Raw genomic sequence first — 17,069 nt, 5'->3', positions numbered from 1 at the left:
ATCAAACGGGCAACGCGATCAGGTCGTGGCCTTCGGCGCCGACGATGCGAGCACGCGTGAACTCACCGACCTTCATCGTCTTGCTGATCTTTTCAGGCGGCAGGAGGCGAACGGTGCCGTCGATCTCGGGCGCATCGGCGTACGTGCGCCCCACTCCACCCTTGCGACCCATTGCCGGCGCTGAATCGACCAGCACCTGCATCGTCGAGCCGATGCGCTTTTGCAGCCTGGCAATCGACACAGCCTCGGCGACCTCCATGAAGCGGGCGCGACGCGCTTCACGCTCGGCCTCGGGCAGCATGCCCGGAATGTCGTTGGCGGTGGCGCCCTCAACGGGACTGTAGGCAAAGCAACCCGCACGATCGATCTCAGCCTCGCGGATGAAGTCGAGCAAGTGTTCGAATTCCTGCTCCGTCTCACCCGGGAAACCGGCAATGAACGTGCTGCGGATCACGAGCTCGGGGCAGACCTCGCGCCAGCGCGCGATCCGCTCCAGGTTCTTCTCGCCACTGGCCGGCCGCTTCATGCGCTTGAGCACGTCGGGGTGGCTGTGCTGCAACGGCACATCGAGATACGGCAGCACTTGGCCACTCGCCATCAGCGGAATGATTTCGTCGACGCTCGGATACGGGTACACGTAGTGCAGACGCACCCAGGCGCCATAGGGCTCGGCGATTTCACCCAGCGTGCGCACGAGTTCGAGCATGCGGGTCTTGACCGGCTTGCCGTCCCAGAAGCCGGTGCGGTACTTCACGTCGACACCGTAGGCCGAGGTGTCCTGGCTGATCACCAGCAGCTCCTTCACGCCGCCTTCGAACAGCGCCTTGGCTTCGCTCAGCACATCACCCACCGGGCGCGAGACAAGATCGCCGCGCATCGACGGAATGATGCAGAAAGTGCAGCGATGGTTGCAGCCCTCGCTGATCTTCAGATAGGCATAGTGCCGTGGCGTCAGCTTGAGGCCCGCCACACCGAAGGTGTTCGGCACGAGATCGATGAACGGGTCGTGCGGCTTCGGCAGGTTGGCATGCACCGCATCCATCACCTCCTGGGTGGCGTGCGGTCCGGTGACGGCCAGCACGCTGGGGTGCATCTGACGCACCAGATTGCCGCCCTGGTCGCCGGTCTTGGCACCCAGGCAGCCGGTGACGATCACGCGGCCATTCTCGGCAAGCGCCTCGCCGATGGTGTCCAGGCTTTCCTTCACGGCATCGTCGATGAAGCCGCAGGTATTGACGATCACGAGGTCGGCACCCTCGAAGGTCTTGGCGGTCTGATACCCCTCGGCGCTCAGCTGGGTCAGGATCAGTTCGGAATCGGTCAAGGCCTTGGGGCAACCAAGGCTCACAAAGCCGACCTTGGGGGCGGTCGGCGTGGCAGTACGTTCTGGGGAGGCAACTTCGCTCATAGGCCTCTATTGTCCCAGCTATCGGTGACAGCGGGGCATTCATCGGCAAACCGCCTGCCCGGGACGGTCGGCCGTGCGCGCTCAGGGGCGCTTGATGCCAAAAGCCCCCAGCACCTGCTCCGTGTTTTTCTGCATCTGCTCCTGCATCTGCAGGAAGACGCTCTTCGATTGCTCGACGTAGTTACCCATCAGCCCCTGGATCATCGGCGACTGCATGGTCATGAAGCGCGACCACATCTCGGGTGTCAGGCCTTCGGCCTTTTCGGCAAGCTGGGCCTGCATCTCGGTCATGGCCTGGATGTTCTTCTCGAGGTAGGGCCCCATGTAGCCCTGCATTGCCTGTCCGTAGAAACGGATGATGTTGGCCAGCACCTGCTCGGTGAACATCGGCGCGCCACCCGCCTCTTCTTCCAGAATGATCTGCAGCAGGATGCTGCGCGTGAGGTCGTCGCCGGTCTTGGCGTCGCGAACCACGAACTGTGCGTTGTGGATGACGAGTTGCTTGACCTCGGTCAGCGTGATGTACGTGGATGTCTCCGTGTCGTAGAGCCGTCGGTTGGGGTACTTCTTGATCACACGCTGGACCGGCTTCACCCCGGACTTCTTGCTCTGCACTACAGACTCCTTCACATGGACGCCCATGTCATCGGATGATTCTAGGGAGCGGTTTTGCTGCATCGCGACAAGGTTTACCCTGACCGTGATTTTTCTTCACGCGTCCTGCGCCGTCGCGTACTCGGCGCCGCACGCATGACAGGCCGCCGTTTCAGGACGCTCCACAGTGGACTGCCGAAATCGCAGCGGGATCTTCTGCCCATAGACAACCCAGCACCGAGGGCAATGCTCCTGCCCCACCGTCGGGAGATAGGCACGAGCGCGCTGTTCGGCGCGCTCTTCCGTCACCGGCATGCCCTGTCGTTGTGCACGCGCCACTTCGCGCGCAGCCATGGTGTCGGCGCGCCCAGCGGCAAGGTCATTGATGCCATAGACCGCGCGCGCGAATTCAAGGGGAGCTTGCTTGAGCAATGCGGCCACGCGGTGCTCGGCGGTCGCTCGATCAACAGACGTTGATCGCGTATTCATCAGATCGCTTATCAAGGAAATTCGAGAAGGTTGGCAGACCGTCCAAGGTAGCACAACCACATGGCCCAGGAGCTTTGCCTGCACCGCGCGAAGGGCCGTCCGTACAAGGGGTTTTCGCTCGCGTTGATCGCCGAGGCGAACATGCGGATCCAAAGACAAACGGGTCGCCAAAACGACGAACGGGTTGCAGCGAAATCGCTGCAACCCGTGTTTGATTTTGGTAGGCGCGATTGGATTCGAACCAACGACCCCCACCATGTCAAGGTGGTGCTCTAACCAACTGAGCTACGCGCCTAAGAGAAGCATCGAGTATAGCAGGAGAAATGGCCCTTTTCAGCGCCGACGTGCAGATCGCACGCCAGTTACTGCCGTCACCACACCCAGCACCTGCGTCAAGCGTGCGGCATCGGCGATCTCCACAGTGAAGGTCATCCAGGCCGTGCCCTTGATCGACTGCGTCTGCACGCCGATCACGTTCATCTTCTCGCGTGCGAACACATCGGAGATATCGCGCAGCAGTCCTTGGCGATCCGCCGCCTCCACCGCCACATCGACCGCGTAGACAGGCGCGTCCGCGCCCTTCTTCGGCTGGCCCCACTCGACATCGATCACGCGCTCGCCGTCCTTCGCGGACATCGTGCGGAAGTTGCTGCAATCCGCGCGATGCACGCTGACGCCATGGCCGCGCGTCACGAAGCCGCGGATCGCATCCGGCGGCGCCGGCCTGCAGCACTTGGCGAGTTGCGTCATCAATGACGACACCCCCACCACCAGCACGCCACCCTTGCCCGACTTCTCGCTGCCGCGCGCCTTCTTGATCTGCACGCCGTCGTCGGGATTCAGCGGCGGCTCGGGTGGACGCAGCAGCGTCTCGATGTTGCGCAGCGAGAACTCGTCCTTGCCGACCACTTCGAACAGATGGTCCGCCGACTTGAAGCCGAGCTGCGAGGCCAAGTCTTCGAGCCGCATGGCTGTCTTGCCTTCGCGCTGCAGCAGCTTCTCGACGGCATCTCGTCCACGCGCCACGGTCTCGTGCGTGATCTGCGCGTTGAACCAGGCACGCACTTTGGCGCGCGCGCGGTGGCTCGCCAGGTACCCCAGTTCCGCATTCAGCCAATCGCGCGACGGACCGCCCTCCTTGGCCGCCATGATCTCGACGGTCTGTCCGTTCGACAGCGGCGTGTTGAGCGGCACCATCGCGCCATCGACACGCGCACCGCGGCAGCGATGCCCCAGCGTCGTGTGCACCGTGTAGGCGAAATCGACCGGCGTCGCGCCTTGCGGCAATTCGACGATGGCCGCATCCGGCGTCAGCACATAGATGCGGTCGTCGAACAGCCCCTGCCCCTGCAGCCCGCCCGACAGGTCGCGCTCCCAGGCCAGCAGCTGGCGCAGCACGGCAATCTTGGCGTCGTACTCGCCGCTGGCCCAGACGCCGGCGTAGCCCTTGTGGCCGGCTTCCTTGTAGGCCCAGTGCGCGGCCACGCCGTGCTCGGCGTGGTCGTGCATTTCTTCGGTGCGGATCTGGATCTCGATCGGCTTGCCCGCCTTGCCATCCACCAGCTCCCGCACCACCGTGTGCAGCGACTGGTAGCCATTGGGCTTGGGCCGCGCGATGTAGTCGTCGAACTCTTCGTCGATGGGCTGGAAGTGCGAGTGCACCCAGGCCAGCGCCGCATAGCAGTCCTTCACATCCGGCACCACCACGCGCAGCGCGAGGATGTCGAAGACCTGCTCGAAGTCGAGCGACTTGCCGCGCATCTTCTTGACGATGCTGTAGATGTTCTTCGGGCGCCCCTGCACCGTGGCCTTGACGCCCTCGGCCTGCAGTTCGCGCTCGAGCTGCGAGCGCAATTGCTCAACGTGGCCTTCGCGCTCGATGCGCTTCTCGTCAAGCAGCCGCGCGATCAGCTTGTAGGTTTCGGGCTCCAGGAAGCGAAACGAAAGATCCTCGATCTCCCACTTCACCTGCCAGATGCCCAGCCGGTTCGCGAGCGGCGCAAACACCTGCAGCGACTCACGCGCCACGCTCTCGGGCGCGGGCTGCTTGCTGGCCGCCGCGTGCCGCAGCGTCTGCAGGCGCGACGCCAACCGCAGCATGACGACGCGCAGGTCGCGTGAGAACGCGAGCAGCATCTTGCGCACGTTCTCGGTCTGCGCACCGGCGCCTTCGGCGTGATGCCCTTGCGAGGCCGTACGCGCCTGCTCCTGCACGCGCACCAGCTTGGTGGTCTCGACCGCGAGCGCCGCGAAGTTGTCGCCGAAGACCTTGGCGATCACTTCCTGCGGACGGTTCAGGTGCTGGCACGAATACACGAGGTAGCTCGCGGCCTGCATCGCCTCGGAGCCGCCCATCTTCGCGACGATGGCGGCCACGGCATCGGCATGCGCCAACGTGTTCTCGCCGGTGTCGAGTTTTTCGTCGGCGATCAGCGGCTCGGCGAACGCGCGGGCGCGCGCCAGCATGTTTTCCATTACCGGCGAGCGGTCGGCCGTGGCGGCCGACAGCGGGTAGTCGACCATGACGCCGTCGGACAGGGGTGCCGTCTGAAGGTTCGCAGACTCTCGCTTCACGGCGCCCTCAGTCAAACAGGAAATTCGTGACGACGGCGACCTGCGCAGGATCGACGAAGGTCGGCGCGTGGCCGACGCCCTCGAACTCGACGAGCGTGGCGTGCGGCCCGCGCTGCGTCATCGCCGCCGCCGTCTCGGGCGACAGCAGATCGGACACCGCGCCGCGCGTGAGCAGCGTGCGGGCCTCGATGGCGTCGTACAGGCTCCACATCACGGCCCCGCCCTGCGCGGCCGCCTCCGGAGTAATGGCACGCAGCGGTACGCCGATGGCGGGGTCATAGTGCAGCACCCAGGCGCCCTCGCCCACCGGATGGGCGCTGGTCGTCTTGGCTGCGCCGTCAGCGCTGCGCTCGGACGCAGGCACCACCATGTGCTGCGACAACGCCAGCCACTGCTGCGGCGTGTGCGGCCCGAAGGTGGTCGACAGGGCCCACATCGCGTCGGCCGCGGCCTGCACGCTCGGAAACTGGCCGCTCTTTCCCACGTACGCGCCGATGCGCTGGATGGCTGCGGGCTCGACCGTCGGGCCGACATCGTTCGCGACGAAACGGCGGATCGGTCGCGGCAGCGGCAGCTCCTTGTGGCCGGCCAGCACGAAGCCGATCAGTCCGCCCATGCTGGTGCCGACATAGTCGAGCGTGTCGATGGGGTGCTCGCTGTGCAGTTGTGCAAGCAGCGTCACCATGTCTGCGGCATACACAGGCACTTGATAGAAAGAGGGGTCTCGCAGCCAGTCGCTGCGGCCGCGGCCGACCACGTCGGGACAGACCACGCGCACATCACCGCCGGCGCGTGCCACGATGGCCTGTGCGAGCACGTCGAAATCGCGCCCCTGCCGGGTCAGCCCGTGCACGCAGACCACAAGATGCGCGCTGCGCGCATTGCCCCATTGCCAATAGGCCATGCGATGACCGCCCTGGGCGTCGTTGCAGGCCACTTCATGAAGCGTCGGTTCTGTCATGGAAACGGAGGGGTTCGGGTGCGGATAATGGTCTCGTTGCATCCTAATTCATCCGGAGATTGATCTTCATGCTCAAAGGCAAAACCGCGCTTGTCACGGGGTCCACCAGTGGCATTGGCTTCGCCATCGCCAAGGCGCTGGCCCAACAGGGCGCACACATCGTGCTCAACGGTTTCGGCGACGCCGAAACCCCCAAGGCCCAGATCGAGGCGCTCGGCGTGCGTGCCGAGTACCACGGGGCCGACATGAGCAAGCCCGACCAGATCGAGGACATGATGAAGTTCGCGGCGTCGAAGTTCGGCCGTGTCGACATCCTGGTCAACAACGCCGGCATCCAGCACGTCGCCAAGGTCGAAGACTTCCCGACCGAACGCTGGGACGCCATCATCGCCATCAACCTCACGAGCGCGTTCCACACGACGCGCCTGGCGGTTCCCGCAATGCGCGAGGCCAACTGGGGCCGCATCATCAATGTGGCATCGGCACACGGGCTCGTCGCGTCGGCACAAAAGTCGGCCTATGTCGCGGCCAAGCACGGCATCGTCGGCCTGACCAAGTCGGTGGCGCTCGAAACGGCCACCACCGGCGTCACCTGCAACGCAATCTGCCCGGGCTGGGTGCTCACGGCACTGGTGCAAAAGCAGATCGACGACCGCGCGGCGCGGGAAGGCATTTCGGCCCTTCAGGCGCAGAACGAATTGCTGGGGGAAAAGCAGCCCTCGCTGCAGTTCACGACGGTCGAGCAGTTGGGCGGTCTGGCCGTCTTCCTGAGCTCTCCCGCAGCCGATCAGGTGCGGGGCGTCGCCTGGGCCATGGACGGCGGCTGGACGGCTCAGTAAATAGATTAATTCGATAGAGCAGAGCGTGGAGCGCCAGCGGGATCGACCCGCCGGCGCCGCGCGCTTCTTTTCTTACTTGAGCTGCACCGATCCGGAGACGTTCACGACCACGCTGGTCTTGCCCGCTTCCACCGGCACGGCCGAATCGGCCGCCGAGAACGACTTGGCCTGCATGGCCATCACGCGCGGACGGATCGGGCCGCTGTCGTTCGCGTTCACCGACACCTCGCGCAGCGTGTAGCCGCCGAAGCCGAAGCCCTTGGCCAGCTCGCCGGCCTTCTGCTTGAAGTTGTCGATGGCGATGTTCTGCGCCTCGACCTCGGTCTTGGCGCGCTGTTCGCGGCTCAGGCCGAAGCCCACGTTGCCCACGCTGAGCGTGCTGATGCGCCCCGCGGTCTGGGTGATGCGCGCGAAGTCGCGGCCTTCGAGCACGAGTTCGGTCGAACCCTGCCAGCCATTGATCTTGCCGTCCTTGGTGTAGCGCGGCGAGAGGCTGAAGTTGCCGGTGCGCACGTCGAGCTGGCCCGGCTGCGCGTTCTTCTTGGCTTCGGCCAGCGCGGCGTCGAGCGCGGTCTTGAGCTGGGTTTGCACGGTGCCCGCCTCGGCGGCATCGCGCGTGGTCACGAGGGTCATGCTCAGCAGGTCTTGCTGAACTTCGACAGTGCCGGAAGCCGACAACTGGAGCACGTTTTGTGGAGCAGGCATGACGGCATTCTGGGCCCAAGCGGAGCCGGCAACAGCCAGCGTGGCGCAGGCGGCGATCAATTGAACAGTCTTCAAGACAGATTTCTCCCTGGTGGATGCGAGGAAAAGCCCTCGCCTGCGCCTTCAGTGGCGCAGGCTGCGCGGCGCGGTTTGCGGACTGGCGACGGGCTGCGGTGCCGGCACGATGCGCTCGGCAGGTTGCGATTCTGCCGAATTCAGAAGCACGCCCGCCCCTACAGGCACCCACTGCCCCCGGACCTGCTGCCGCAACTCGAACAACTCGCCTGCCGTGAGACGCCGCCCGGCGATCGCTTCGCCGCGGCGCTGCTCTTCCCGCTGGGCCGCCCGGTGCGCGGCCACGGCGTCACGCACTTCGCTGCGGCGCACGTCACTGACCCGTAAAAACCCTTCGGAAGCGGCGGACGTCGCGCCACAAGCGCAAGCGAAAAAAAGGAGAGGCAAGGCGGAAAGAGAAGGTCTCATCGAGCAATCGTCATAAGGCAGCACGGACTGTGCCACCGCCGGGCAAAGCCCGGATGACCAGAGCGCGAGCGTCCGCAAGTTTTGTAACTTAGTGTCAAACACCACGGATTTCGGGAGCAATGGGGTGCTAACGCCTTCAGAATCGGCGCTGTTACAAATTCAACGTTGTAGAAATGACTCAAGTTCCCGCTCGCACCGACAAGATCGTGATCGTCGACGACGACGCCCGCATCCGCGACCTCCTGCGCCGCTACCTCACGCAAGAAGGATTCGAAGTGATCGTGGCCGAGGACGGCAAGGCGCTCAACCGCATCCTGTTGCGCGACACGGTCGACCTGATCGTGCTCGACCTGATGATGCCCGGCGAAGACGGTCTCTCGGTCTGCCGCCGCCTGCGCGCCGCCAACGACCGCACGCCGATCATCATGCTCACCGCCAAGGGTGAAGACGTGGACCGCATCGTCGGTCTCGAAGTCGGCGCCGACGACTACCTCGGCAAGCCCTTCAACCCCCGCGAACTGCTGGCCCGCGTGCACGCCGTGCTGCGCCGCCGTCCGCCGCTCGAAGCGCCGGGTGCTCCCTCCACCGAGAACGAGACCGTCACCTTCGGCCCGTTCGCCTTCGACCTCGGCTCGCGCACCCTGAAGAAGGACGGCGAAGAGCTCTCGCTGACCACCGGCGAATTCGCGATGCTCAAGGCGCTGGTGCGCCATCCGCGCCAGCCGCTGTCGCGTGAAAAGCTGGCCCAGCTGGCCCGCGGCCGCGAGTTCGAACCCTTCGACCGCAGCCTGGACGTGCAGATCTCGCGCCTGCGCAAGCTGGTCGAGTCCGACGCCGCGGCGCCGCGCTACATCCAGACCGTCTGGGGCGTGGGCTACGTGTTCGTGCCGGACGGCACGGCCTGACACCCCGCTGAAAGGTGGCCATCGGCCTCCATTCCGCCCGACCTGACCCGGCCCAGGAGGACGGCGCGCAGGTCACGATGCCGAGCCCGCTCGAAGCGAGCGCGCAGCGTGACCGTCGCCCCGGCCTCAAGCTGGGTTTCAGCCTTTTCTGGCGCACCTTCTTCCTGCTCGCGCTGCTGTTGATCGGCTGTACGGTCGCCTGGCTGCAGACCTTCCGCTCACTCGAATACGAGCCGCGCGCCATCCAGACCGGCCACCAGATCGCCTCGCTCGTGAACCTCACGCGCGCGGCGCTGGTGTATTCGGACGCGATCACGCGCGTGTCGCTGATCAAGACGCTGGCCGACCAGGAAGGCGTACGCATCCTGCCGCGCGAGCCGAACGACCGCTTCCAGCCCTACACCAGCGGCGCGCTCGACGAGCGCGTCACCGAAGAGCTGATCGCCCAGCTCGGCGAAGGCACCACGGTGGCCAGCCGCGTCAACGACGAAGCCGGCCTGTGGATCGGCTTCACCATCGAGAGCGACACCTACTGGCTGCTGCTGGACCCCACCCGCTTCAGCCGCGTGGGCGGGCGCACCTGGCTGGTCTGGCTCAGCACGGCGATGGCGCTGTCGCTCGCGGGCGCGGCGCTGATCACGCGACTGATCAACCTGCCGCTCAAGCAGCTGTCACGCGCCACGCTGCAGGTGCGCGAGGGCGAATACGAAGCGCACCGGCTGGACGAGCGCGCGCGCACCAACGAAATCCGAGCGGTGAACATCGGCTTCAACCGCATGGCCGACCAGCTCGCCAAGATCGAGCAGGACCGCGCCATCATGCTGGCCGGCATCTCGCACGACCTGCGCACGCCGCTGGCCCGCCTGCGGCTCGAAACCGAGATGAGCGTGGCCGACGAAGACGCGCGCGACCACATGGCCGCCGACATCGCCCAGCTCGACGCGATCATCGACAAGTTCCTCGACTACGCCCGACCCGACCACGTCGACCAGCGCCCGGTGCTGCTGCGCGACGTGATCGATGCCTGCACCTACGCCGTGCAGGACTACGAGGAAATGAACATCCACGTCGACGTGCCCGCCGACCTGAAGGTGATGGGCGACGAGGTGGAGCTCACCCGCGTGATCTCCAACCTGGTCGAGAACGCACGGCGCTACGGCAAGACGCCGTCGACCGGCGTGGCCGACGTCACGATCCAGGCGCAGGCCAACAACGACGCGGTGCTGATCAAGGTGCGTGACCACGGCGCGGGCGTCGAACCGGCCCTGCTCGTGCAGCTCACCAAGCCCTTCTTCCGCGGCGACGCGGCGCGCACCTCGGCGGCCGGTGCCGGCCTGGGGCTGTCGATCGTGGCGAAGAACATCGAGCGCATGGGCGGCACCTTCGCGCTCACCAGCACGCCGGGCCGGGGCCTTGCGGCCCACATCCGGATGCCGCGTGCCATGCCGCCGGGCGGCAGCAAGCCCGGCGACGTGCCAGGCAAGAAGCAAGCGGCCTGAAAACGGAGCCCGCGGCTCAGCGGTGCAGCAGCACCGCGGCGCGGGCCTCCATGGCCCGCCCCTCACCCACCGGGCCGAGCTTCTCGGCCGTCTTGGCCTTCACATTGACCTGATCGAGCGCGATGCCCAGCGTGTCGGCGATGCGCTGGCACATGGCGGGAATGTGCGGCGCCAGCTTGGGTGCCTGTGCGATCACGGTGCTGTCGACGTTGCCGATCTCCCAGCCCGCCGCGCGCACGCGGCGCGCCGCTTCGGCCAGCAGCACGGCCGAGTCGGCGCCGCGAAACTGGGCATCGGTGTCGGGGAAATGCCGGCCGATGTCGCCCAGCCCGGCACCGCCGAGCAACGCGTCGGTGATGGCGTGCAGCAGCACGTCGGCGTCCGAATGGCCGAGCAGGCCGGTGGTGTGCGGCACCTCGATCCCGCCCAGGATGAGCTTGCGCCCCGCCACCAACTGGTGAACGTCCCAGCCTTCGCCGATGCGGATGTTGAACGGGGTCGTCGTCATGCCATGGCCTTCTTGCGGCCGAGCAGAACCGCCTCGGCCAGTGCGAAATCCTCGGGGAAGGTGACCTTGAAGTTCTGCGCGCTGCCGGGCACCAGCAACGGCGCCAGGCCGATGGTCTCGATGGCGCTGGCCTCGTCGGTCACCACGTCGCCCACGCGCTCCAGCGCATCGAGCAGCATGCCGATGCGGAACATCTGCGGCGTCTGCGCCAGCCACTTGTCTGCGCGCGGCAGGGTCTGGGTCGCGCGGCTGTCGGTCGAGGACACCTTCAGCGTGTCGGCCAGCCGCTGCGCCAGCAGGCCGCCGACGGCGTCGTGCTCGCAGGCGGCGATCAGCGCCTCGATCTGGCTGGACGTGACGAGGCAACGTGCCGCGTCGTGCACCAGCACCCAGTCGTGCGGTCCGGCGCCCTTCTGGCGCAGCGCGGCCAGGCCGTTGCGCACCGAGGCGGCGCGCGTCAGGCCGCCCACGCGCAGTAGGTACTCGCCGGTCGCAGGAAAGCGAGGCAGTGCCGTCTGCACCTCGCGGTCGTCCGGCGACACCACCACGGCCACCCCCGCGAAACGCCCGGCCAACGCGCGAAACGCGTCCAGCGTGTGCGCCACCATCGACTGGCCTGCAAGGCGCCGGTACTGCTTGGGCTGCACGCCGCCGGCGCGGTGGCCGGAGCCGGCACAGGGAATCAGCACGTAGAAACGGGAAGAGGACATGGGATGGTGCGGCACGGGCCAATGGCCAAGGGCCGATAGGCGGACAAACAGGAAAAGGGCCGCCATTCTAGAATTGACATTCGCACACCCCTCGCCGTCCGGCGCGGGGTGTCGTGCATTTTTCGAACCGCTCCATGGACCTCCCCCTCCTCCCGGCGGGCAAGCGTTTCACGCTGCCGCGTCCTCCGCTGTCGGCCGATGCGCTGCTGCTGGCCCAGCTCGGCATGCGCGAGAAGGCCGCGGGCCGCGCCACCGCGATGTTCACCGCCGACGCGAACGACGCCCAGCGACTCATCGACGAAATCGCCTTCTTCGCCCCCGACCTGCGCTGCGCCCTCTTCCCGGATTGGGAAACGCTGCCCTACGACAGCTTCTCGCCGCACCAGGACCTGATCAGCGAGCGCCTGGCCACGCTGTGGCGCATCAGCCAGAAAGAGGCTGACGTCGTGCTGGTGCCCGCCACCACGGCGCTGTACCGGCTGGCGCCGCCCGCCTTCCTGGCCGGCTACACCTTCCATTTCAAGACCAAGCAGAAGCTGCAGGAGTCCAAGCTCAAGGCCCAGCTCACGCTGGCCGGCTACAGCCACGTGACGCAGGTGGTGAGCCCGGGCGAGTACGCGGTGCGCGGCGGCCTGATCGATCTGTTCCCGATGGGTTCGCTGGTGCCCTTCCGCGTCGACCTGTTCGACGACGAGATCGACTCGATCCGCACCTTCGACCCCGACACCCAGCGCAGCCTGTACCCCGTGCCGGAAGTTCGCCTGCTGCCGGGCCGCGAGTTCCCCATGGACGACGACGCCCGCGCGCGCTTTCGCAGCCGCTGGCGCGAACTGCTCGAAGGCGACCCGACCAAGAGCCGCATCTACAAGGACATGGGCAACGGCGTGGCCACCGCCGGCATCGAGTACTACCTGCCGCTGTTCTTCGACGAAACGGCCACAGTGTTCGACTACCTCGGCCCTGACGCCACCGTCGTGCTGCACGGCGACCTGGAACCCGCCTTCCAGCACTTCTGGCAGGACACGAACGAGCGCTACCGGCTCGTGCAAGGCGACCCCGAGCGCCCCGCGCTGCCGCCCGACGCGCTGTTCCTCAACGCCGAGCAGTTCTACCAGCGCGCCAAGCCGCATGCGCAGCTCGCCATCCGGGGCGACATCGCCACCGACGCGCCCTACGCCGAGTTCGACAAGCTGCCGCCCTTCGCCGTGGTGCGCGGCGCCGAAGACCCGCTGGTCGGCCTGAAGGCTCACATTGCCGCCACCCCGCACCGCGTGCTGCTGATCGCCGAGAGCGACGGCCGCCGCGAAAGCCTGCTCGACTTCCTGCGCGCCAGCGGCGTGAACCCGCCGGCCTTCGACTCGCTGGCCGAGTTCGAAAGCTCGGCCGACGAGAAGATCGGCATTGCGACCGCCGCGCTGGCCTCGGGCTTCGCGTGGCGCGAACAGGCGATCGACTTCGTCACCGAGACCGAACTCTTCGCCACCGCCCCCACCACGCGCCGGCGCGGCAAGCGGCAGGAACAGGTCAGCGACGTCGAGGCGCTGATCAAGGACCTGTCCGAACTCAACGTCGGCGACCCGGTCGTGCACGCCGCGCACGGCATCGGCCGCTACCGCGGCCTGATCCACATGGACCTGGGCCAGGGCGTCGGCGCCGACGGCAAGCCGCTGATGCAGGAAATGCTGCACCTGGAGTACGCCGACAAGGCCACGCTCTACGTGCCCGTGTCGCAGCTGCACCAGATCAGCCGCTACACCGGCGTAAGCGCCGACGAGGCGCCGCTGCACAAACTGGGCTCCGGCCAGTGGGAAAAGGCCAAGCGCAAGGCCGCCGAGCAGGTGCGCGACTCCGCCGCCGAGCTGCTCAACATCTACGCCCGCCGTGCCGCGCGCGAAGGCCATGCCTTCCGCTACTCGCCGGCCGACTACGAGGTGTTCGCCAACGACTTCGGCTTCCAGGAAACCGCCGACCAGAAGGCCGCGATCCACGCCGTGGTGCAGGACATGATCTCGCCCCAGCCCATGGACCGCCTCGTGTGCGGCGACGTGGGCTTCGGCAAGACCGAGGTGGCGCTGCGCGCTGCCTTCATCGCCGTCACCGGCGGCAAGCAGGTGGCGTTCCTCGCGCCGACCACGCTGCTGGCCGAGCAGCACTACCAGACGCTGGTCGACCGCTTCGCCAAGTGGCCGGTGAAGGTGGCCGAGATGAGCCGCTTCCGCTCCGCCAAGGAGATCACGGCCGCCGCCAAGGGCCTGTCCGAGGGCCAGGTCGACATCGTCGTCGGCACGCACAAGCTGCTCTCGGAGTCGGTCAAGTTCAAGAACCTGGGCCTGCTCATCATCGACGAGGAGCACCGTTTCGGCGTGCGCCACAAGGAGGCGATGAAGGCCATGCGCGCCGAGGTCGACGTGCTCACGCTCACGGCCACGCCGATCCCGCGCACGCTGGGCATGGCGCTCGAAGGCCTGCGCGACCTCAGTGTGATCGCCACCGCGCCGCAGCGCCGGCTGGCCATCAAGACCTTCGTGCGCAACGAGGGCACGGGCGTCATCCGCGAAGCCGTGCTGCGCGAGCTGAAGCGCGGCGGGCAGGTCTACTTCCTGCACAACGAGGTCGAGACCATCGAGAACCGGCGCCAGAAGCTGGAAGAGATCCTGCCCGAGGCCCGCATCGCCGTCGCCCACGGCCAGATGCCCGAGCGCGAGCTGGAGCGCGTGATGCGCGACTTTGTCGCCCAGCGCTACAACATGCTGCTGTGCTCGACCATCATCGAGACCGGCATCGACGTGCCGACCGCCAACACCATCGTGATGAGCCGCGCCGACAAGTTCGGCCTGGCGCAGTTGCATCAGCTGCGTGGCCGCGTGGGTCGCTCGCACCACCAAGCCTATGCCTACCTCATGGTGCCCGACACCGAGGGCCTGACCAAGCAGGCGGCCCAGCGGCTCGAGGCCATCCAGCAGATGGAAGAACTGGGCTCGGGCTTCTACCTCGCCATGCACGACCTGGAGATCCGCGGCACCGGCGAGGTGCTGGGCGAGAACCAGAGCGGCAACATGATGGAGATCGGCTTCCAACTCTACAACGAGATGCTCAGCGAAGCCGTGCGCTCGCTCAAGGCCGGGCAGGAGCCCGACCTGCTGTCGCCGCTGTCGGTCACGACCGAGATCAACCTGCACGCCCCCGCCCTGCTGCCCGACGACTACTGCGGCGACGTGCACCTGCGGCTGTCGTTCTACAAGAAGCTCGCCACCGCGAAGACGCCCGACCAGATCGACACGCTGCTGGAAGAAATCGTCGACCGCTTCGGCAAGCTGCCGCCGCAGGCCCAGACGCTGATCGACACGCACCGCCTGCGCGTGCTGGCCCGGCCCTACGGCGTGGTCAAGGTCGATGCGGCGCCGGGCATCATCAACATCACCTTCCGCAAGGATGCGCCGGTCGACGGCATGGCCATCATCCAGCTGATCCAGAAGAACAGGCACATCAAGCTCGCCGGCAACGAGAAGCTGCGCATCGAGCGCGAACTCAAGGAACCGAAGGACCGCGCCCAGATGGTGCGCGACGTGCTGCGCAGCCTCGGACAACCCCTCGTCAAGGAAAACGCCCCTACATGAGCGCTACAGAAATCTCCCCCGGCCTCGTCCTCCAGCGTGTGAAGCCGCCGCTGAAGCTGGCCGACTTCAAGCTGATCGCGTTCGACATGGACTCGACGCTCATCAACATCGAATGCATCGACGAGATCGCCGATGCCGTCGGCAAGAAGGCCGAGGTGGCCGCGATCACCGAAGCCACGATGCGCGGCGAGATCAAGGACTTCAAGGAAAGCCTGCGCCGCCGCGTGGCGCTGCTGCAGGGCGTGCCCGTGGCTGCGCTGCAGCAGGTGTACGACGAGCGCCTGAAGCTCAACCCCGGCGCCACCGAACTGGTCGCGGCCTGCAAGGCGGCAGGCCTGAAGGTGCTGCTGGTGTCCGGTGGCTTCACCTTCTTCGCGAACCGCGTGAAGGACCGCCTGGGCATCGACTTCGCACGCTCCAACCTGCTCGACGAAGCCGACGGCCAGCTCACCGGACAGGTCGTGACGCAGAGCTGGGGCGACATCTGCGACGGCGCCGAGAAGCGCCGCACGCTGCTCGAAGTGGCGTCGCTCATGGGCATCTCGGCGCAGGAGACCATCGCCGTAGGCGACGGCGCCAACGACCTGCCGATGATGGGCGAGGCCGGGCTTTCGGTGGCCTATCACGCCAAGCCGAAGGTGCGCGAGCAGGCCATGGTGGCGATCAACGAAGGCGGGCTCGACCGCGTGCTGGATATCCTGAAATGACAGACGCCGCCCCGCTGTACCGCGCCGACGCGCTGCGCGACTATGCCAGCGCCCTGCTGCAGAAGGCGGGCCTCGCGGCCTCGATGGCCGACAGCGTGGCGCGCACGCTGGTCGAAGGCGACCTGCTGGGCCACGACACGCACGGCCTCGCCCTGCTCGCCGGCTACGTGAAGGAAATCGAGTCGGGCGGCATGACGCCAGGCGGTGCGCCCGAAGTGCTGTCCGACCGCCCCGCCGCCGTGCTGTGGGACGGCAAGCGCCTGCCCGGCCCCTGGCTCATGGACCAGGGCATGGACCTGCTGGTGCCGCGCGCCCGCGAACTGGGCACGGCCTCGCTCGTGATCCGCCGCAGCCACCACATCGCCTGCCTCGCGGTCTACATGCTGCGCGCGCTGCAGGAAGACATGCTGATGCTGCTGGCCTGCTCCGACCCCAACACTGCCAGCGTCGCGCCCTTCGGCGGCACGCAGGCGGTGTTCACGCCGAATCCGCTGGCCATGGGCTTTCCGCTGTCGCAAGGCGGCGTGATGGTCGACATCTCGGCCTCGATCACCACCAACGGCATGAGCAACCGCAAGCGCGCGGCCGGCGAAACCTTTGCCGAGGAATGGTTGATCGACGCCACCGGCAAGCCCTCGAACAACCCTCAGGTGCTGTTCGACCAGCCGCCCGGCACGCTGCTGCCGGTCGGCGGCCTGAGCCACGGCCACAAGGGCTACGGCATGGCGCTGCTGGTCGAGACACTCACGGCCGGCCTCGCGGGCCATGGCCGCGCCGATCCGCCCGAAGGCTGGGGCGCCACCGTCCACATCACGCTGCACGACCTGAACGCCTTCGGCGGCAAGGACGCCTTCCTGCGCCAGATGGACCACGTGGCGGCGCAGTGCCGCGACAACGCGCCCATCGACCCGGCCAAGCCTGTGCGGCTGCCGGGTGAAGGCGGGTTGAAGCGTCGGGAAGCGCAATCGAAGAACGGGGTGCGGCTGCACCCGTCGATTGCGCGCTCGCTGCAGGATGCGGAGCAGCGGCATGGCCTGCGGCTGGCGCAGGCGCTGATCTGACGGACGGGG

General features: G+C 66.9%; 15 protein-coding genes and 1 tRNA gene. 6 read left to right on the top strand and 10 right to left on the bottom strand.

Going from position 1 to position 17,069, the window contains the following annotated elements; genetic code table 11:
- Position 1: 1 nt before the first annotated feature.
- From rimO to D3H34_RS01020, 6 genes are all read right to left on the bottom strand, one after another.
- Positions 2 to 1,408: a 30S ribosomal protein S12 methylthiotransferase RimO gene (rimO, locus tag D3H34_RS01045; RefSeq protein ID WP_119551343.1), complete on the bottom strand. Its 1,407-nt coding sequence runs from the start codon at positions 1,406 to 1,408 to the stop codon at positions 2 to 4.
- An 81-nt stretch (positions 1,409 to 1,489) separates the two neighbouring features.
- Positions 1,490 to 2,050, bottom strand: coding sequence for a polyhydroxyalkanoate synthesis repressor PhaR (gene phaR, locus D3H34_RS01040; protein ID WP_119551342.1), 561 nt, complete (start codon positions 2,048 to 2,050; stop codon positions 1,490 to 1,492).
- A 69-nt stretch (positions 2,051 to 2,119) separates the two neighbouring features.
- Entirely contained in the window at positions 2,120 to 2,443 is a 324-nt protein-coding gene (locus D3H34_RS01035) for a hypothetical protein (protein WP_286185335.1), read from the bottom strand.
- A gap of 266 nt (positions 2,444 to 2,709) precedes the next feature.
- A tRNA-Val gene (locus D3H34_RS01030) sits at positions 2,710 to 2,786 on the bottom strand.
- Between the two features lie 38 nt (positions 2,787 to 2,824).
- Positions 2,825 to 5,014: a RelA/SpoT family protein gene (locus tag D3H34_RS01025; protein ID WP_286185393.1), complete on the bottom strand. Its 2,190-nt coding sequence runs from the start codon at positions 5,012 to 5,014 to the stop codon at positions 2,825 to 2,827.
- Positions 5,015 to 5,072: 58 nt separating this feature from the next.
- Positions 5,073 to 6,026 (bottom strand): alpha/beta fold hydrolase, encoded by a 954-nt coding sequence (locus D3H34_RS01020; RefSeq protein ID WP_286185334.1) that lies wholly within the window; start codon positions 6,024 to 6,026, stop codon positions 5,073 to 5,075.
- 68 nt (positions 6,027 to 6,094) lie between these two features.
- On the opposite strand from D3H34_RS01020, the gene D3H34_RS01015 reads away from it, so the two are divergent.
- Complete coding sequence (locus tag D3H34_RS01015; RefSeq protein ID WP_119551917.1) at positions 6,095 to 6,865, top strand: 3-hydroxybutyrate dehydrogenase; 771 nt, start codon at positions 6,095 to 6,097, stop codon at positions 6,863 to 6,865.
- Between the two features lie 72 nt (positions 6,866 to 6,937).
- On the opposite strand, the gene D3H34_RS01010 is transcribed toward D3H34_RS01015, so the two are convergent.
- Together D3H34_RS01010 and D3H34_RS01005 are read right to left on the bottom strand one after the other, a co-directional pair.
- On the bottom strand, positions 6,938 to 7,645 hold the full coding sequence (locus tag D3H34_RS01010; RefSeq protein ID WP_119551337.1) for an SIMPL domain-containing protein: 708 nt from the start codon (positions 7,643 to 7,645) through the stop codon (positions 6,938 to 6,940).
- A gap of 48 nt (positions 7,646 to 7,693) precedes the next feature.
- A complete protein-coding gene (locus D3H34_RS01005) occupies positions 7,694 to 8,131 on the bottom strand; it encodes a hypothetical protein (protein ID WP_286185333.1) in 438 nt (145 codons plus the stop codon).
- Positions 8,132 to 8,226: 95 nt separating this feature from the next.
- On the opposite strand from D3H34_RS01005, the gene ompR reads away from it, so the two are divergent.
- The gene (ompR, locus tag D3H34_RS01000) at positions 8,227 to 8,958 is read left to right on the top strand and encodes an osmolarity response regulator transcription factor OmpR (RefSeq protein ID WP_007837017.1); all 732 of its coding nucleotides are present in this window, start codon (positions 8,227 to 8,229) and stop codon (positions 8,956 to 8,958) included.
- 77 nt (positions 8,959 to 9,035) lie between these two features.
- Positions 9,036 to 10,457, top strand: a complete 1,422-nt coding sequence (locus D3H34_RS00995) for a sensor histidine kinase (RefSeq protein ID WP_119551335.1) — start codon at positions 9,036 to 9,038, stop codon at positions 10,455 to 10,457.
- A gap of 16 nt (positions 10,458 to 10,473) precedes the next feature.
- On the opposite strand, the gene ispF is transcribed toward D3H34_RS00995, so the two are convergent.
- Together ispF and ispD are read right to left on the bottom strand one after the other, a co-directional pair.
- Positions 10,474 to 10,965, bottom strand: a complete 492-nt coding sequence (gene ispF / locus D3H34_RS00990) for a 2-C-methyl-D-erythritol 2,4-cyclodiphosphate synthase (protein WP_070060518.1) — start codon at positions 10,963 to 10,965, stop codon at positions 10,474 to 10,476.
- A complete protein-coding gene (ispD, locus tag D3H34_RS00985) occupies positions 10,962 to 11,675 on the bottom strand; it encodes a 2-C-methyl-D-erythritol 4-phosphate cytidylyltransferase (RefSeq protein WP_119551333.1) in 714 nt (237 codons plus the stop codon). The genes ispF and ispD overlap by 4 nt, the downstream gene beginning before the upstream one ends.
- Before the next feature lie 134 nt (positions 11,676 to 11,809).
- Here ispD and mfd point away from each other — a divergent pair, with 134 nt between their 5' ends.
- From mfd to D3H34_RS00970, 3 genes are read left to right on the top strand one after another with little or no spacing between them, the layout of a single operon-like run.
- Positions 11,810 to 15,292 (top strand): transcription-repair coupling factor, encoded by a 3,483-nt coding sequence (gene mfd / locus D3H34_RS00980; protein ID WP_119551331.1) that lies wholly within the window; start codon positions 11,810 to 11,812, stop codon positions 15,290 to 15,292.
- The gene (serB, locus tag D3H34_RS00975) at positions 15,289 to 15,999 is read left to right on the top strand and encodes a phosphoserine phosphatase SerB (RefSeq protein WP_119551329.1); all 711 of its coding nucleotides are present in this window, start codon (positions 15,289 to 15,291) and stop codon (positions 15,997 to 15,999) included. The genes mfd and serB overlap by 4 nt, the downstream gene beginning before the upstream one ends.
- Complete coding sequence (locus D3H34_RS00970) at positions 15,996 to 17,060, top strand: Ldh family oxidoreductase (RefSeq protein ID WP_119551327.1); 1,065 nt, start codon at positions 15,996 to 15,998, stop codon at positions 17,058 to 17,060. Before serB ends, D3H34_RS00970 begins: the two co-directional genes overlap by 4 nt.
- Positions 17,061 to 17,069 lie beyond the last annotated feature (9 nt).

Source organism: Acidovorax cavernicola (assembly GCF_003581445.1).
The sequence above is the reverse complement of the archived record's forward strand: the minus strand, read 5'-3'. Positions and strand labels throughout refer to the sequence as shown.

Bases quoted from the DNA above. Each gene is read 5' to 3' on its own strand.
- ompR (WP_007837017.1), top strand. From the start codon at position 8,227: ATGACTCAAGTTCCCGCTCGCACCGACAAGATCGTGATCGTCGACGAC.
- phaR (WP_119551342.1), bottom strand. From the start codon at position 2,050: ATGGGCGTCCATGTGAAGGAGTCTGTAGTGCAGAGCAAGAAGTCCGGG.
- D3H34_RS01025 (WP_286185393.1), bottom strand. From the start codon at position 5,014: ATGGTCGACTACCCGCTGTCGGCCGCCACGGCCGACCGCTCGCCGGTA.
- ispD (WP_119551333.1), bottom strand. From the start codon at position 11,675: ATGTCCTCTTCCCGTTTCTACGTGCTGATTCCCTGTGCCGGCTCCGGC.
- D3H34_RS00970 (WP_119551327.1), top strand. From the start codon at position 15,996: ATGACAGACGCCGCCCCGCTGTACCGCGCCGACGCGCTGCGCGACTAT.
- mfd (WP_119551331.1), top strand. From the start codon at position 11,810: ATGGACCTCCCCCTCCTCCCGGCGGGCAAGCGTTTCACGCTGCCGCGT.
- D3H34_RS01015 (WP_119551917.1), top strand. From the start codon at position 6,095: ATGCTCAAAGGCAAAACCGCGCTTGTCACGGGGTCCACCAGTGGCATT.
- ispF (WP_070060518.1), bottom strand. From the start codon at position 10,965: ATGACGACGACCCCGTTCAACATCCGCATCGGCGAAGGCTGGGACGTT.
- D3H34_RS00995 (WP_119551335.1), top strand. From the start codon at position 9,036: ATGCCGAGCCCGCTCGAAGCGAGCGCGCAGCGTGACCGTCGCCCCGGC.
- rimO (WP_119551343.1), bottom strand. From the start codon at position 1,408: ATGAGCGAAGTTGCCTCCCCAGAACGTACTGCCACGCCGACCGCCCCC.
- D3H34_RS01020 (WP_286185334.1), bottom strand. From the start codon at position 6,026: ATGACAGAACCGACGCTTCATGAAGTGGCCTGCAACGACGCCCAGGGC.
- serB (WP_119551329.1), top strand. From the start codon at position 15,289: ATGAGCGCTACAGAAATCTCCCCCGGCCTCGTCCTCCAGCGTGTGAAG.